This window comes from Alcaligenes pakistanensis (assembly GCF_014652815.1).
Taxonomy (GTDB): domain Bacteria; phylum Pseudomonadota; class Gammaproteobacteria; order Burkholderiales; family Burkholderiaceae_B; genus Alcaligenes; species Alcaligenes pakistanensis.
In genome coordinates, this window is record NZ_BMZN01000003.1 from 411,061 (window position 1) to 425,693 (window position 14,633).

The following is a 14,633-nucleotide window of genomic DNA, read 5'->3' on the forward strand; positions in this document are numbered from 1 at the left end:
AACTAGGCTGTCGACTCCCGCTAATCATGACGCCGGGGTTTCCGGCGCCTGCCAACAATGATTAGAAAGCGCCGTGCTTTTTGAAGTCCTGGATGGCTGCAACCAGCTCAGCCTCGTCTTCTTTAACCAGTTCCTTCTTGCTTTCGATACGCTCAACCAGAGCAGCGAACTTGCTGCGCAGGTGATCTTTCAGACCTTTCTCGAAAGGCAGAATCTGAGCGACTTCCAGATCGTCGAAGTAACCGTTGTTCACAGCGTACAGGCTCACGGCCAGTTCCCACACAGCCAAAGGCTGGTATTGGGGCTGCTTGAGCAGTTCGACCACGCGCTTGCCACGTTCCAGCTGACGACGGGTTGCGTCATCCAGGTCGGAAGCAAACTGAGCAAACGCAGCCAATTCACGATACTGAGCCAAGTCGGTACGAATACCGCCGGACAGCTTCTTGATGATCTTGGTTTGAGCAGCGCCACCCACGCGGGACACCGAAATACCGGCGTTAATAGCAGGACGAACACCAGCGTTGAACAAGTCCGATTCCAGGAAGATCTGGCCGTCGGTAATCGAGATCACGTTGGTTGGAACGAAAGCGGAAACGTCACCGGCTTGGGTTTCAATGATAGGCAGCGCGGTCAACGAACCGGTCTTGCCCTTCACTTCACCGTTGGTGAATTTCTCTACGTACTCGGCATTCACACGAGCAGCACGCTCGAGCAGACGGGAGTGCAGGTAGAACACGTCGCCAGGGTAGGCTTCACGGCCTGGTGGACGACGCAGCAACAGGGATACTTGACGGTAGGCCCAAGCTTGCTTGGTCAAGTCGTCATAAATGATCAGGGCGTCTTCGCCACGATCACGGAAGTATTCACCCATGGTGCAACCGGAGTAAGGAGCCAGATATTGCATGGCGGCGGACTCGGAAGCCGAGGCGGCCACAATAATCGTGTACTCCAGAGCACCGTGCTCTTCCAGCTTGCGCACCACGTTGCTGATCGTGGAGGCTTTTTGGCCCACGGCAACGTAAATACATTTAACGCCATTGCCCTTTTGAGCAATGATGGTGTCCACAGCCACGGCAGTCTTACCGGTCTGACGGTCACCAATGATCAGCTCGCGCTGACCACGGCCAATTGGCACCATGGAGTCCACGGCTTTTGTGCCGGTCTGCATAGGCTGAGAGACGGACTCACGGGCAATAACGCCAGGAGCCACTTTCTCGATGACGTCAGTCATCTTGGCGTTAATCGGGCCTTTGCCGTCGATAGGCATACCCAAGGTATCAACCACACGACCCAACAATTCGGGGCCGACGGGTACTTCCAGAATACGACCAGTGGTTTTAACTGAGTCGCCTTCGGAAACACCTGTGTACTCACCCAGAATCACGGCACCGACAGAGTCGCGCTCGAGGTTAAGGGCAAGACCGAACGTGTTGTTCGGAAATTCGAGCATTTCGCCCTGCATCACATCGGACAAACCGTGGATGCGCGTAATACCGTCGGTTACGGATACGACCGTACCTTGTGTACGAACGTCAGTCGACGCACCCAGGCCTTCGATGCGGCTCTTGAGCAGTTCGCTGATCTCGGACGGATTAAGTTGCATGTTCAGACTCCTGAAATCCTGTTTACTGACTCGCGCTATGCGGTCAGAGTATCGCGCATGCTGGCCAGCCGGGCCTGCACGGAAGTGTCGAGCACCTGGTCACCAACAATCACCCGAATACCGCCGATCAAATCAGCGTCGACGGTCACAGTCGGTTTTAGCTTCAGGCCAAACTTTTTCTCCAGCCCAGCGGTCAGCTCAGCAATCTGAGCCTCAGCCATCGGGAAAGCACTGATAATTTGTGCTTGCGCCGTGCCTTCGAGTTGGTGTTTCAATAGTTCAAACTGTTCTGCAATCTGTGGCAACAGCAAGATGCGCTGGTTATCCACCAACAATTGAAGAAAGTTGCGAGCCTTTTCGGTGACCGGTGACTTAACCAGGCCCGTAAAGAGTTCGAGTCGCTGCCCATTATTCAGGCGCGGATCGTTCAGTGCCTCGCGCACATCGTGGAGACCGGCCACCTGAGCCATTTCGGACAACAGGGCCGACCACGATTCGAGACCCTGGCGCTCGTCGCTTACCGCGGCGAACAGGGCTTCGGCGTAAGGTCTGGCAATAGTCGATAGTTCAGCCATGGCCTGCCTTGATGTTAAAGTTCTGCCTTGAGCTGCTCGAGCAGCTGGGCGTGCGCATTCGCGTCAACTTCGCGTCGCAAGATTTGCTCGGCACCTTTGACAGCCAACGCAGCCACTTCGCCACGCAGACCTTCACGTACGCGTTGTACTTCTTGGTTAGCGTCTTGCTGGGCCTGCGCAATAATGCGGGCTTTTTCGGCTTCGGCTTCACGACGAGCTTGCTCTAAAAGAGTAGTCGCCTGTTTTTCAGCGTCAACAATGCGTTGATGGTTGTCGGACTTAGCCGAAGCATCCATCAGGCTGATACGCGCTTGGGCCTGTGCCAGATCGGCCTTGCCTTTGTCAGCAGCAGCCAAACCATCAGCGATTTTCTGACGACGATCATCGATTGCTTTCGTCAGTGGCGGCCATACGAATTTCATCGTAAACCAGGCCAAAACGAAAAACACGATCATCTGAAAAAAGAGAGTCGCGTTTAAATTCACGGTCGTATCCCTTCAAGACCACGTGTGTAGGAAGCGGTATGCGTCCTGACACATGTATGTTCAAGTCGACAAGCGGTGCATGATCAAATCGAGCAACACACCGCTAACGACGACTGCCTGCCCGTTTGCCAAAAACGGCAACGGACTCGCCTTCTTACCCAACAAACGGGTTGGCGAATGCAAACAACATGGCGATACCGACACCGATCAGGAAAGCAGCATCGATCAGACCGGCCAGCAGGAACATCTTGGTTTGCAGAGCGTTCATCAGTTCTGGCTGACGAGCGGATGCTTCCAGATATTTACCACCCATCAGGGCGATACCAATGCAAGCGCCAAATGCGCCCAGACCGATGATGATACCGCAAGCAAGAGCAACGAAAGCTACGTTGGTCATGACAACTCCTTGGTTAAAAATCAGGTGTAATTCAAAAAAATCAAAGCGTTAGCAGGCCAAGCCTGCTCCCCCCAACCAGACACCATTGTCCAGTCGGAATCGGATTAATGGCCTTCGTGTGCCTGTCCAATATAGACAAGGGTGAGCATCATGAAGATGAACGCCTGGAGCAACACAATCAGAATGTGGAAGATTGCCCACACAGAACCGGCCAGAATGTGACCGATACCCAGTCCCAGGCTGGCGCCATTAAACCCTGTCCATGCGCCACCCAACAGAGCGATCAGCATGAAGACCAATTCACCAGCAAACATATTGCCGAACAATCGCATACCCAAGGACACAGACTTGGCGGCGTACTCGATGCAGTTCAGCAAGAAGTTGAAGGGCGCGAGCACAACAGCCATCAGGCCAGAGGCTGCGAACGGTGCAGTAAACAATTCTTTAACAAAGCCGCCAGGGTGCTTGATCTTGATGCCGTAGTAGAACATCAACAGCAGCACGCCCATGGACATGCCCATTGGCACGTTCAAGTCAGCGGTTGGCAAAATACGGTGGTAGTACAGAGGGTCGCCGTGTTCGGCAGCCAAACCAGTCTGGATGAAGATCCAGCCCAGGCCATCGACAGGCAGCAAGTCCAGAATGTTCATCATGATGATCCACAGGAACACAGTCAGCGCCAAAGGCGAGACAAATTTCCGGGACTCAGCGTTAGGAACAATGGATTTGGCTTGGTCTTCAACCCAATCGACCAGCATTTCTACAAAAGACTGCAAGCGGCCTGGTACGCCCGCTGTTGCGACCGACGCGGCGCGCCACAGAAAGAAAACCACAACCAGACCCATCAGCAGGGACCAGAACATGGAGTCGTAGTTAATGACACCGAAGTTGGCCAGAACATCCTGTTTTTCACCCACGTTATTCAAGTGAACTAAGTGATGCTGGATGTACCCTGACTGAGGCGAAATATCACTAGCAGCAGCCATCTGTATTTACCCTGTGATGTATATGTTATGGGACAAGCCCGTGAAACAAAATTCGTTATGGCAGCTTGCGAAAAAACAGCAGCAGCACATATCCCTTCAAGACACATAGCAGGCCAAAGAGCAAGGCAGGCCAAACCAACCAACCCGTATTTGCCATGGCGGCCATCGCCAGTGTCAGTACCGCAAAACCAAGCTTGAACGCTTCACCCCAAAAAAAGGAGAGAGCACCGGCGTTACCGCCACCCATCAAACCCAGCAAAAGACGCAATGCGAACAATGCGTTAGGCACAAAATAAGCAGCCGCACCAATCAGTGCTGAGGCTGCTGCATATGCGCCGGAAATCCATGCCGACAAAGCAATCGCCAACAGGCCCATAAAAGCCTGGGCAACAAGTGTGCGCACAATTCCTTGCCCTGCCCGGCGAGCCATACGGCTACGTTGCTCAGGCGTAAGTACTACGGGTTCGGGAATTGGCGGCGTGTCCCCTGCTGCCTGCACCGTGGCTGTGGTGCCTGTCTGCTGATAAAACGGCTGATTCATAGTAGGAAACAATCAGATAACGTTGTGTGGGTGGATGTACTGCAAAGGCATGTAGCCAATCCATCCGCGCAATATTATCGGCCCCTTTCAAAAGCCGGTGTCGTCAAACCCATAAAGTATAGCGTCTTTTTTTTGTTGTAAGCAAATTCAGCCTCGCTTGTTTGATACTTAATGCAAGGCTGATTTCCGCAATCTCAATGGCATCAAGGGGTAAGCTTATTTTGTAACATTGCAGTGCAGCAATTTTACAACACACCCCTTGGTTTATCGGCTATTGAGAAACTTAACGGTGCTTGAATTCAGGCTTACGCTTCTCAACGAAAGCGTGCATCCCTTCTTTCTGGTCGTCGGTGGCAAACAGGCCATGGAAATTACGGCGCTCAAAAAGCAAGCCCTCCTCCAACGAGGACTCAAACGCGCGGTTCACACATTCTTTCGCCATCAACACCGACGGCAAAGACATGCTGGCAATAATCGTTGCGGCGTCCAGCGCCTCGTCCAGCAATTTGTCGGCGGGCACCACGCGGGACACCAGACCTGAACGTTCGGCCTCTTCTGCGTTCATCATGCGGGAGGTCAGGATTAAATCCATGGCCTTGGCCTTGCCCACGGCGCGAGGCAAGCGCTGTGTACCACCAAAGCCGGGAATCACGCCCAGTTTGATTTCTGGCTGACCAAAACGTGCGGAGTCGGCAGCAATGATGAAATCACACAGCATGGCCAACTCGCAGCCACCGCCCAATGCGTAGCCAGCAACCGCGGCAATGATGGGCTTGCGAAAGCGGCGCAGCTCCTCCCACTGACCACCCAGATAATCCTGGGAGCTGACATCATGGTAGTTCCAGTCTTTCATGGCGCCGATATCAGCACCAGCCGCAAAGGCTTTTTCATTACCGGTCAGCACGATACAACCGATTTCATTGTCGGTATCGTATTTCTTGAGCAAGGCATACAACTCGGCGATCAGCTCGTTGTTGAGCGCATTCAAAGCTTTAGGCCGATTTAATGTCAATAAAGCAACACGACCATGCACCTCTGCTTTGACTAAGGGTTCGTTCATGCTGACTCCCAGAAAAATTAAATAGAATAGGGGAATGGAACCTACACCCGTACTTTACCGTGCCGAGCCGACAGATCTCGCCGGCCACCGCCTGACTGTCCAGATACAGATCACTTCCCCCCAAACAGATGGCCAAGTCCTTAGCCTTCCGGCCTGGATTCCTGGCAGCTACTTGATCCGCGACTTCTCGCGTCAGATCGAAAGCATAGCCGCCTTCAGCGGCGAAAAGCCGGTTTCCATCCGCAAGCTGGACAATCATCGCTGGCAATGTGAACCCTGCGAAGGCCCTTTAAGCGTGCAATATCAGGTCTACGCCTGGGACTTGTCCGTGCGGGGCGCGCATATTGATCAGACTCACGCTTTCTTTAATGGCACCAGCGCCCTGCTGGCCGTGGAAGGCCAGACTGAACAGCCTTGCCTGCTGGAACTGGCTGCCAACGAGGACATGGAGGACTGGCAGGTCTATACCAGCCTGCCTGAAGCCACCGGTCTGCCCGGCGCTGCTGAACGCTATGGTTTTGGCCTGTACCGCGCCAGCAACTACGATGAGCTGATCGACCACCCCATTGAAATGGGCACGCCCCAAGTCATCAGTTTCTTTGCTCACGGCGCTGAGCATGAACTGGTCTTTACCGGCGTCATCCCCAATCTGGATTTGCCACGCATCGCCCGTGATGTAGAAAAAATCTGCGCCGAGCAAATTGCTTTTTTCGAGCCTGAAACCCGCCGTGCACCCTTTCTGGATTGCAGCTCGCGCTACGTATTCATGACGATGGTGACTGATGACGGCTATGGCGGCCTGGAACATCGCGCCTCTACCGCACTGATGGCCTCACGTCGTGACCTGCCCACCCAGGGCCAGGACAAATCAGTCAAAACTGCTGGCTACCAAACCTTTTTAGGCCTGGTCAGCCACGAGTACTTCCACACCTGGAACGTCAAGCGCATCAAGCCCGCCGCCTTTGCGCCTTACGACTTGAGCCGCGAGAATCACACTCGTTTGCTATGGGTGTTTGAAGGCTTCACGTCTTACTACGACGACTTGCTGCTGCTGCGCTCTAGCGTGCTGGACGAAACCGACTACCTGAAGTTGCTGGCCAAGAATATCAATGCCGTTGAACGTGGCCCTGGCCGCTTCAAGCAGTCCACCGCCCAAAGCTCTTTTGATGCTTGGACGCGCTACTACAAGCAGGACGAGAACTCGCCCAATGCTTTGGTCAGCTACTACAGCAAAGGCGCTTTGATCGCACTGGGTCTGGATCTATGCATTCGCAGCCTTACTCAACAAGCCAAGAGCCTGGACGATGTGATGCTGCTGATGTGGGAACGTTATGGCCGCGATTTTTATCAAGGTAAGCCTCACGGCATTCCTGAAGACGCCATGCCAGCTCTGATTCTGGAAGCGACCGGCTATGACGCGACAGACTTTATCGCCCGCTACGTGGAAGGCTGCGAGGATCTGCCCTTGAAACCCTGGCTGGCCGAGCAGGGACTCAAACTGGAATGGCAGGCTGCCTCCAAGCTGCCCAGCTTAAATGCCCGTTTGCGCCAAAGCGCTGGCCAATGCCAGCTGGCCACTGTCTTTACCGATGGAGCGGCGCATCAGGCAGGCCTGTCCGCCGGTGACGCCCTCATCGCTATTGACGGGCTGCGCGTCAGCGACACTGCCAGCCTGGAGCGCCTGCTAACCGCTTACGAGCCCGGCCAAACGGTTCAGGTCCACGCCTTTCGCCGCGATGAACTACACTGCTTCACGCTGCAACTGGCGCGCCCTGCGCGGGACGAATGCGTTCTGAGCCGCCAGCCCTGACCTTCTTCACAGGCCCGCCACACCCGGCGGGCCTGACACTTTGTTTTTGCCATGACTACTCGCCGTATATTCATTAACAATCTGGTGGTTCAGGCCTCGATCGGCATGCTGGACCACGAGTTGATTCACCGCCAGCCGCTGCATATTGATGCCGAATTCGACACGCCCATTACACAAGACGTAAAGGACCAGGACATAGGCACGGTACTGGATTACCGCCTGCTGCGCGAAGCTCTGATTGAGGTCAGCGGCACTGAGCACACTAATCTGCTGGAAACACTGGTAGAGCGTTTGGCCGAGCGCATCCTGAATCAGTTTCCCAGTGTGGAACGCGTTAAAATCCGGGCCAGCAAACCCGAGGCCTTTACCGACTGCGACTGCGTCGGTATTGAGATCGAACGCAGCCGCTAAGCCCCGCCCCGCTTCCTGCCGGGGCCACGATGACACTTTTACCTGCTTTTCCTTATGTCCCTAGACACCAGCCCCCCAACCGCCCCTGAAACCGATAAGCCCGTGTTCGCCACCAAGGCGGAACGCAAGCAACGCGTGCATGACAACAAGCTAAGCAAACGCATCATGCGTGAAGCGGGCCGAGCCATCGGGGACTTCAACATGATCGAAGACGGTGACAAGGTCATGGTCTGCCTTTCTGGCGGCAAAGACTCCTATGGTCTGCTGGACGTGCTGATGACCATGCAAAAGCGCGCCCCGATCAAGTTCGATATTGTGGCCGTGAACCTGGATCAGAAGCAGCCTGGTTTTCCTGACCACATTCTGCCCGAGTATCTGGAAAAGCTGGGTGTGCCCTATCACATCGAAACCCAGGACACGTATTCCGTGGTGACACGCGTCATTGCCGAAGGCAAGACTATGTGTTCGCTGTGTTCGCGTTTGCGTCGTGGCATTTTGTACCGTGTCGCCAAAGAGCTGGGCGCGACCAAAATTGCCCTGGGTCACCACCGTGACGATATTCTGGCCACTTTCTTCCTGAACCTGTTTTACGGCGGCCGGATGAAGGGCATGCCACCAAAACTGATGTCGGACAATGGCGAGCACATCGTGATTCGCCCTCTGGCTTACGTGCCCGAGAAGGATCTGATTGCTTACGCCAAGCTCAAAGAATTCCCTATCATCCCCTGTAATTTGTGCGGCTCCCAAGAGAACCTGAAACGCCAGGAAATCAACCGCATGATTGCCGAATGGGACAAGAAACACCCCTATCGCTCCTGGAATGTCTTTGGCGCCCTGACCCGTGTGGTGCCCTCTCATCTGATGGACCCCAAACTGCATAATTTTGCCGATATGAAGGTGACAGGTCAGGCTGATCCGGAAGGCGACAAGGGCTTCGATCAGGATTACTTTGACGATCACCTGCCTGAAAGCCTGCTAGCGGCAGGCGGTCTGGATGAAGATGGTGAAGAAGCAAGCTCCACAGCCCGCCAGGATGCGTTCACCCCAGCCCAAGCAGCCGCGTCCGGTGAACAGCAAATTGTTTTCATGAGCAAACGCCGTTCGGGACAGTAAAGACAGCGGCCGGGTGCGCCGCTTAGCGTAGCGCCCACCACCGAAAAACTCACAAGCTGTGGATAATAAAAAGCCCCGATATAAACATCCAGAACCTGGGTTTCATTCCAGACATTGGCGGTTTATATCGGGGCTTTTTATATTAACCAGGCTACGACCTGGTCTTAGCTTGGTTTTTGCGAACCATCCCAGCGCTCGCCGGGCACTTGGATATCAAACAGCTCCAGCACCCGCATCACCGTGTGATCGACAATATCGTCGATGCTCTTGGGACGCAGGTAAAACGCAGGCATAGGCGGAAAAATAATCCCGCCCATTTCCGTGACCGCTGTCATATTGCGCAAATGCGCCAGATTGAACGGCGTTTCACGCACCATCATGACCAGACGACGACGCTCTTTCAAAGTGACGTCAGCAGCTCGGGTAATCAGGTTATCGGACAAGCCGTGCGCTACGGCAGCCAGGGTGCGCATCGAACACGGCACAACCACCATGCCAGCAGTCGGAAAACTGCCACTGGCCAGCGTTGCACCCACGTCGCGAAAGCTGTACACCTGATCGGCCAGAGCCTGGATATCGTGTCGTCCGATATCCAGCTCGTATTTGATGTTCAGCACCCCGGAAGGCGAGATCACCAAATGGGTTTCCACATCCGGACAGGACTGCAGAACTTGCAGCAAGCGCACGGTGTAGACCGCTCCGGTGGCCCCGGTCATACCAATGACCAGGCGTCGCTTGGTGCTCACTCCAGAGCCCCAGCCTCACGCAACATGGTTTCCAGTTCGCCGTTTTCGTACATTTCAGACACGATGTCCGAACCGCCGACGAACTCACCCTTGATGTACAGCTGAGGGATGGTGGGCCAGCTGGAGAAATCCTTGATGGCCTGACGCACTTCAGCGTCGTCCAGCACGTTAACCACAACCACTTGGCTCAGGCCAACAGCACGCAGAATCTGCACCGTACGAGCGGAGAAACCGCACTGAGGAGCTTGAGCGGTGCCTTTCATAAACAGCACAACTGGGTTTTCCGTCACTGTTTCGCGGATGAAATCTTGAACTTCACTCATGATGTTCTCTTAAGAAAAGAATTAACACTGTCCACCTGTGACCCGCCGGATTCCTGCCAGATCTTCATAACTGATAACCTGCTTGAACCCTGCCTGCCGCAGCATATTTTGCACATGGTCGGCCTGATCCCAGCCGTGTTCCATGAGAATACTAGCGCCAGGACGTAGATACGGCCCGGCTCCCTGAACTATTGTACGCAAATCCGTCAAGCCGTCAGAGCCATCTGTCAGTGCCTGACGCGGCTCGAACCGCACATCGCCCTGGCCCAGATGTTCGTCATCCACTGCAATGTATGGAGGGTTGGACACGATCAGGTCAAAAGGTTCCTGGCCTGCCACGGCATCGTACCAACTCCCCAGGCAAAACTCGACTTTCCCACACAAACGCTGAGCATTTAAGCCTGCCTGCGCCAGCACCAAGGTACTGATATCGCTGGCGACCACCTGCGCATCGGGGCGCGCCAGGGCTATCGAAACAGCAATCGCGCCACTGCCGCAGCCCATGTCCAGAATACGGGGCGACTGGATATGCTGAACCCGCTCCAAGGCGCGCTCGACCAGCGTTTCCGTATCGGGACGCGGGATCAACACCGAGGGTGACACCAAAAACTCGTGCCCCATGAACTCACGCACGCCAACGATATACGCCATAGGCTCGCCAGCGACACGTCGGGCCTCCAGTGCTTGATAGGCCTGGATTTTGTCCAGCGGCAGCTCGTCCGTGTCATGCGCAATCAGCCAGGAACGACCGACGCCCAGCACCTGCATCCATAGCATGTCGCGCTCCAGGCGCGGCAAAGGACTTAAGGGCTGCAAAGTTCGCAACGTATGAGGTGAATCGGCAGGCATGCTTGTTTGAGGCATCCCCTGCTCGCCAGATAGGCTCATGCTCACGCCTGCGCCAAATCAGCCAGCAAACCGGCCTGATGTTCGGACAGCAAGGCCTTGATCAGCTCATCCAGATCGCCGTCCATGATGTACGCCAGCTTGTACAAGGTCAGATTGATGCGGTGATCCGTCATACGTCCCTGCGGGAAGTTGTAAGTACGGATACGCTCGGAGCGGTCACCCGTACCTACCAGGCTTTTACGCTCGGCAGCTTCTTTATCGGATTGCTCGCGCTGCTGCTTGTCTTTCAGACGGGCAGCCAGCACCTGCAAAGCTTTTTCGCGGTTACGGTGCTGGGAGCGGTCATCCTGGCACTCCACTACCAAGCCCGTGGGCAAGTGGGTCAAACGCACCGCAGAGTCCGTCTTGTTCACGTGCTGACCACCGGCACCACTGGCGCGGAAGGTATCCACACGCAAATCAGCAGGGTTAATGGTAATTTCAGCCAAACCTTCAGCCTCGGGCAGCACGGCCACAGTACATGTAGAGGTATGAATACGGCCTTGCGCTTCAGTTTCGGGCACGCGCTGCACACGGTGCGCACCAGACTCGAACTTCAGGCGACCATACACATCCTGGCCCTCAATACGCACGATGACTTCTTTATAGCCGCCCACTTCCGAATCACTGGCAGACATGATTTCCGTACGCCAGCCACAGTTTTCGGCGTAACGCATGTACATGCGCAGCAAATCCCCGGCAAATAAGGCGCTTTCATCACCACCTGCACCGGCGCGAATTTCAATGAATACGTTGCGGGTGTCATCCGGGTCACGCGGCAGGAGCAAAATTTGCAGCTCGTCTTCCAGTTGGGCAATACGCTCTTTACCCAATTTGTATTCTTCCTCGCCCATTTCTTTCAATTCGGGGTCGGACATCATGTCTAGAGCCGCCTGCAAATCACCTTCGGCCGCTTCATAACTTTTGAAGGCCGTGACAACGGGATCCAGCTCGGCACGCTCGCGCGACAGTTTGCGGAACTCATCCATATTGCTGGCAATTTCAGGCTCGGCAAGCATGGCATCAGCTTCAACCAGACGACGAGCCAATTGCTCAAGCCGACTGCGCATAGAGTCTTTCATAGGGAACAGCCTAAAGGGAAAATCAGAGGGTCTGGGCGCAGTTAAAAGCTATCGGGCTGCACCGCAGGAGAGTCGGTGAACAGACAACAGCCCAGACGCTAACGTCGACGTGTGGTCGAGGGCAGCAAACGAGGCAGCAAACTGAGCAACTGCTCGCGCTCGGAGCCTTCGCTGCGCGTCAATTCAGCCATAGGGCCGTGCATGTACTTTTGAGTGAGGCCATGCGCCAGCATTTCAATGACTTCAGCGGGATCATCACCACGAGCCAACATGCGGCGCGCGCGTTCCAGCTCGTGCTGACGTACTTTTTCAACCGACTGCTGCACATCCAGAATGGCCGGCACAATCGCACGGGTGCTTAGCCAATGCATATAGTGCTGCACCTGGGTGTCGATAATGGCCTCGGCCTGAACGACGGCGGCCTGACGGGCATCGGCACCCCGCTGCACAAAGCGTCCCAGATCGTCGACGGTGTACAGATACACGTCATCCAGGCGGCCTACTTCGGTTTCAATATCGCGTGGCACGGCCAAATCGACCATGACCACAGGGCGGTGGCGGCGCGAGCGTACAGCACGTTCCACCATACCCAGGCCCAAAATGGGCAAAGTACTGGCAGTACAGGACACCACCACATCAAAATCGGCCAGACGATCTGGCACATCGGCCAGCTTCATGGTGCTGGCCATAAAGCGCGAAGCCAAACTTTCTGCCCGTTCCTGGGTACGGTTGGCGACCACGATGCTACAGGGGTTCACCGCGGCAAAGTGCGTGGCACACAACTCGATCATTTCGCCCGCGCCAATAAACAGCACTTTGGCTTGACTCAGATCGCCAAACACACGCTCGGCCAAACGAACAGCTGCCGCTGCCATGGACACCGAGTGGGCACCAATCGCGGTTTGCGTACGTACTTCTTTGGCCACCGAGAAGGTACGCTGGAACAATTGATGCAGCAACGTGCCCAGCGAGCCCGCTTCATTAGCGGCACGCACGGCATCTTTCATCTGACCCAGAATCTGTGGCTCGCCCAGAACCATGGAATCCAGACCGCTGGCAACACGGAATGCGTGGCGCACGGCTTCGTTCTGGTTATAGCGATACAGATGGGGGGTCAGTTCGGCAGAGCGCAGGCTGTTGAAGTCTGCCATCCACTCTGGCAGGCGTTCCGCCACATGGGGCTCGGCTGCACAGTAAATCTCGGTGCGATTACAGGTAGACAGAATGGCTGCTTCACGGACACCGGTACCGAAAGTGGCACGCAAGGTATCAAGCGCAGGCTTTAACACATCGATCGGAAACGCAACGCGCTCGCGCACGGCAACCGGCGCGGACACATGATTCAGACCGAAGGTTAGAACATCTACAGACATGAGCAGTACAGGCTATAGCCCTGAAAAGACCGAAACAGGCAATCTTGCTGGAGCAAAATGCATGAAAGTTAAGTGATTTTACGCCGCAAGCGCGGGTTTTGCCAAAAATGTTACTTGGCTTGCCTTTTTGTGATTACAATTGCCCTCCTTTATGCAGTCCACTTTTCGCTGAGACGCGCATCCCCCTAGGGGCACGGCAAATTTGAAGTCGAAAGGATGCATAAAATTTTTGTTGTACTATGCTCACAAATAAAAAAACGTGGTATAGTTCTATTTTTACCGAGCAGTACGTGTTGGCCTGGTAGCTCAGTCGGTAGAGCAGAGGATTGAAAATCCTTGTGTCGGCGGTTCGATTCCGTCCCAGGCCACCAAGAATTTAAACAAAAAGCCCAGTCAAGCGACTGGGCTTTTTGTTTTTCTGTTCTGCCCAAACCTGTAAATAAAGCACAGGATCACATGGGCAGGCTCGGGGAGACCATCCGCTGCTCCCCTCTATATCAACAATACCGACACATCAAAAGTATCGAGGATCTCGATACTTACTAAGAGGGGCCCTAAACGAGGGACTCCCTCAAAACCCCACCGGTTCCGCCATCCACCCGAACCCCGCGCTCATCGTGGGAGGCGGTTTCACACAGGTATTGCGCCCCTGGCGCAGCTCCGCCCAGTTCCCCAACAAGGCCTGCTCACAGTGTGCTTCTGCCCGGCGCAGTTCATTACGAGCTTTGCTGGTGGTGACGCCGAAGCGTTCGGCCACCACACTCAAGCTTTGTTCTTCCAGGCGCGCGGCCAGAAAGATGGCACGACGCTGACGCGGCAGCAAGTCGATGGCATAGATCAGGGCTGACAGCAACGATCTGCCGATCAGGCTGGACTCCGGGCCAGGCATGGGGGAAATCTGCTGATGCTCTTCCAGTTCATCAAGCGGTACCAGCGTCCCTCTTCCTGATTCTGCTCGCCACTCGTCGATGGCCAGATTCCTGGCCATGCGCAGCAGGTACTGGCGTGGGTTGGCTACCGGCCCGATCTCCCGGCTGCCATGCAGGCGCAGCCAGGTGTCGTGCAAGGCATCCGCTGCGCGGTCACGGCAGCGCAGGCGTATGGTCAGTTGCCGCAACAGTTCTTCGTAATGCACTTTCAAATACAGGCACAGTGAATACTGCGGTGTCACGCACTCCTCAGTGCGCCTGCGTGCTGGCAAAGGTAGGCAAGTCGACAACATGATCAGATCTCCCTGGCT

The 14,633-nt window shown here is 55.1% G+C and carries 16 protein-coding genes and 1 tRNA gene; 4 read left to right on the plus strand and 13 right to left on the minus strand.

The features are described 5' to 3' along the window. Nucleotides 1–61: 61 nt before the first annotated feature. The 7 genes from atpA to IE156_RS11225 all read right to left on the minus strand — a co-directional run bounded on the left by atpA (nucleotide 62) and on the right by IE156_RS11225 (nucleotide 5,647). On the minus strand, nucleotides 62–1,603 hold the full coding sequence (gene atpA / locus IE156_RS11195) for a F0F1 ATP synthase subunit alpha (RefSeq protein ID WP_189392611.1): 1,542 nt from the start codon (nucleotides 1,601–1,603) through the stop codon (nucleotides 62–64). A gap of 35 nt (nucleotides 1,604–1,638) precedes the next feature. Beyond that, a complete protein-coding gene (locus IE156_RS11200; protein ID WP_189392612.1) occupies nucleotides 1,639–2,178 on the minus strand; it encodes a F0F1 ATP synthase subunit delta in 540 nt (179 codons plus the stop codon). A gap of 14 nt (nucleotides 2,179–2,192) precedes the next feature. Next, complete coding sequence (locus IE156_RS11205) at nucleotides 2,193–2,663, minus strand: F0F1 ATP synthase subunit B (protein WP_189392613.1); 471 nt, start codon at nucleotides 2,661–2,663, stop codon at nucleotides 2,193–2,195. A 154-nt stretch (nucleotides 2,664–2,817) separates the two neighbouring features. Further along, on the minus strand, nucleotides 2,818–3,060 hold the full coding sequence (atpE, locus tag IE156_RS11210; RefSeq protein ID WP_003805001.1) for a F0F1 ATP synthase subunit C: 243 nt from the start codon (nucleotides 3,058–3,060) through the stop codon (nucleotides 2,818–2,820). Nucleotides 3,061–3,164: 104 nt separating this feature from the next. Then, a complete protein-coding gene (atpB, locus tag IE156_RS11215; RefSeq protein ID WP_189392614.1) occupies nucleotides 3,165–4,046 on the minus strand; it encodes a F0F1 ATP synthase subunit A in 882 nt (293 codons plus the stop codon). A 55-nt stretch (nucleotides 4,047–4,101) separates the two neighbouring features. After that, nucleotides 4,102–4,587, minus strand: a complete 486-nt coding sequence (locus IE156_RS11220; RefSeq protein WP_229841240.1) for an ATP synthase subunit I — start codon at nucleotides 4,585–4,587, stop codon at nucleotides 4,102–4,104. Nucleotides 4,588–4,870: 283 nt separating this feature from the next. Beyond that, the gene (locus IE156_RS11225; RefSeq protein ID WP_189392615.1) at nucleotides 4,871–5,647 is read right to left on the minus strand and encodes an enoyl-CoA hydratase; all 777 of its coding nucleotides are present in this window, start codon (nucleotides 5,645–5,647) and stop codon (nucleotides 4,871–4,873) included. A 34-nt stretch (nucleotides 5,648–5,681) separates the two neighbouring features. Here IE156_RS11225 and IE156_RS11230 point away from each other — a divergent pair, with 34 nt between their 5' ends. Genes IE156_RS11230 through ttcA form a run of 3 tightly spaced genes read left to right on the plus strand, consistent with a single transcriptional unit; the run spans nucleotide 5,682 to nucleotide 8,981 of the window. Continuing rightward, the gene (locus IE156_RS11230; RefSeq protein WP_189392616.1) at nucleotides 5,682–7,457 is read left to right on the plus strand and encodes a M61 family metallopeptidase; all 1,776 of its coding nucleotides are present in this window, start codon (nucleotides 5,682–5,684) and stop codon (nucleotides 7,455–7,457) included. 51 nt (nucleotides 7,458–7,508) lie between these two features. After that, nucleotides 7,509–7,868, plus strand: coding sequence for a dihydroneopterin aldolase (folB, locus tag IE156_RS11235; protein ID WP_189392617.1), 360 nt, complete (start codon nucleotides 7,509–7,511; stop codon nucleotides 7,866–7,868). A gap of 54 nt (nucleotides 7,869–7,922) precedes the next feature. After that, nucleotides 7,923–8,981, plus strand: coding sequence for a tRNA 2-thiocytidine(32) synthetase TtcA (ttcA, locus tag IE156_RS11240; protein WP_189392618.1), 1,059 nt, complete (start codon nucleotides 7,923–7,925; stop codon nucleotides 8,979–8,981). 164 nt (nucleotides 8,982–9,145) lie between these two features. Here the strand turns inward: ttcA and IE156_RS11245 are convergent, their stop codons facing one another. The 5 genes from IE156_RS11245 to hemA form a co-directional block, all read right to left on the minus strand. Further along, entirely contained in the window at nucleotides 9,146–9,727 is a 582-nt protein-coding gene (locus IE156_RS11245; protein ID WP_189392619.1) for a UbiX family flavin prenyltransferase, read from the minus strand. After that, complete coding sequence (grxD, locus tag IE156_RS11250; protein WP_189392620.1) at nucleotides 9,724–10,050, minus strand: Grx4 family monothiol glutaredoxin; 327 nt, start codon at nucleotides 10,048–10,050, stop codon at nucleotides 9,724–9,726. The genes IE156_RS11245 and grxD overlap by 4 nt, the downstream gene beginning before the upstream one ends. Before the next feature lie 21 nt (nucleotides 10,051–10,071). Further along, nucleotides 10,072–10,938: a peptide chain release factor N(5)-glutamine methyltransferase gene (gene prmC, locus IE156_RS11255; protein WP_189392621.1), complete on the minus strand. Its 867-nt coding sequence runs from the start codon at nucleotides 10,936–10,938 to the stop codon at nucleotides 10,072–10,074. Nucleotides 10,939–10,940: 2 nt separating this feature from the next. After that, on the minus strand, nucleotides 10,941–12,020 hold the full coding sequence (gene prfA, locus IE156_RS11260) for a peptide chain release factor 1 (RefSeq protein ID WP_189392622.1): 1,080 nt from the start codon (nucleotides 12,018–12,020) through the stop codon (nucleotides 10,941–10,943). 98 nt (nucleotides 12,021–12,118) lie between these two features. Continuing rightward, nucleotides 12,119–13,393, minus strand: coding sequence for a glutamyl-tRNA reductase (gene hemA, locus IE156_RS11265; RefSeq protein ID WP_189392623.1), 1,275 nt, complete (start codon nucleotides 13,391–13,393; stop codon nucleotides 12,119–12,121). A gap of 295 nt (nucleotides 13,394–13,688) precedes the next feature. Here hemA and IE156_RS11270 point away from each other — a divergent pair. Beyond that, nucleotides 13,689–13,764 (plus strand) — tRNA-Phe (locus tag IE156_RS11270). Between the two features lie 200 nt (nucleotides 13,765–13,964). On the opposite strand, the gene IE156_RS11275 is transcribed toward IE156_RS11270, so the two are convergent. Further along, complete coding sequence (locus tag IE156_RS11275) at nucleotides 13,965–14,615, minus strand: RNA polymerase sigma factor (protein ID WP_189392624.1); 651 nt, start codon at nucleotides 14,613–14,615, stop codon at nucleotides 13,965–13,967. Nucleotides 14,616–14,633: the final 18 nt, after the last annotated feature.

Excerpts from the sequence above, each read along its gene's own strand:
- atpB (WP_189392614.1), bottom strand. The coding sequence starts at position 4,046 with ATGGCTGCTGCTAGTGATATTTCGCCTCAGTCAGGGTACATCCAGCAT.
- ttcA (WP_189392618.1), top strand. The coding sequence starts at position 7,923 with ATGTCCCTAGACACCAGCCCCCCAACCGCCCCTGAAACCGATAAGCCC.
- IE156_RS11200 (WP_189392612.1), bottom strand. The coding sequence starts at position 2,178 with ATGGCTGAACTATCGACTATTGCCAGACCTTACGCCGAAGCCCTGTTC.
- IE156_RS11230 (WP_189392616.1), top strand. The coding sequence starts at position 5,682 with ATGGAACCTACACCCGTACTTTACCGTGCCGAGCCGACAGATCTCGCC.
- IE156_RS11225 (WP_189392615.1), bottom strand. The coding sequence starts at position 5,647 with ATGAACGAACCCTTAGTCAAAGCAGAGGTGCATGGTCGTGTTGCTTTA.
- IE156_RS11275 (WP_189392624.1), bottom strand. The coding sequence starts at position 14,615 with ATGTTGTCGACTTGCCTACCTTTGCCAGCACGCAGGCGCACTGAGGAG.
- prfA (WP_189392622.1), bottom strand. The coding sequence starts at position 12,020 with ATGAAAGACTCTATGCGCAGTCGGCTTGAGCAATTGGCTCGTCGTCTG.
- IE156_RS11220 (WP_229841240.1), bottom strand. The coding sequence starts at position 4,587 with ATGAATCAGCCGTTTTATCAGCAGACAGGCACCACAGCCACGGTGCAG.
- grxD (WP_189392620.1), bottom strand. The coding sequence starts at position 10,050 with ATGAGTGAAGTTCAAGATTTCATCCGCGAAACAGTGACGGAAAACCCA.
- atpE (WP_003805001.1), bottom strand. The coding sequence starts at position 3,060 with ATGACCAACGTAGCTTTCGTTGCTCTTGCTTGCGGTATCATCATCGGT.
- folB (WP_189392617.1), top strand. The coding sequence starts at position 7,509 with ATGACTACTCGCCGTATATTCATTAACAATCTGGTGGTTCAGGCCTCG.
- prmC (WP_189392621.1), bottom strand. The coding sequence starts at position 10,938 with ATGAGCCTATCTGGCGAGCAGGGGATGCCTCAAACAAGCATGCCTGCC.
- atpA (WP_189392611.1), bottom strand. The coding sequence starts at position 1,603 with ATGCAACTTAATCCGTCCGAGATCAGCGAACTGCTCAAGAGCCGCATC.
- hemA (WP_189392623.1), bottom strand. The coding sequence starts at position 13,393 with ATGTCTGTAGATGTTCTAACCTTCGGTCTGAATCATGTGTCCGCGCCG.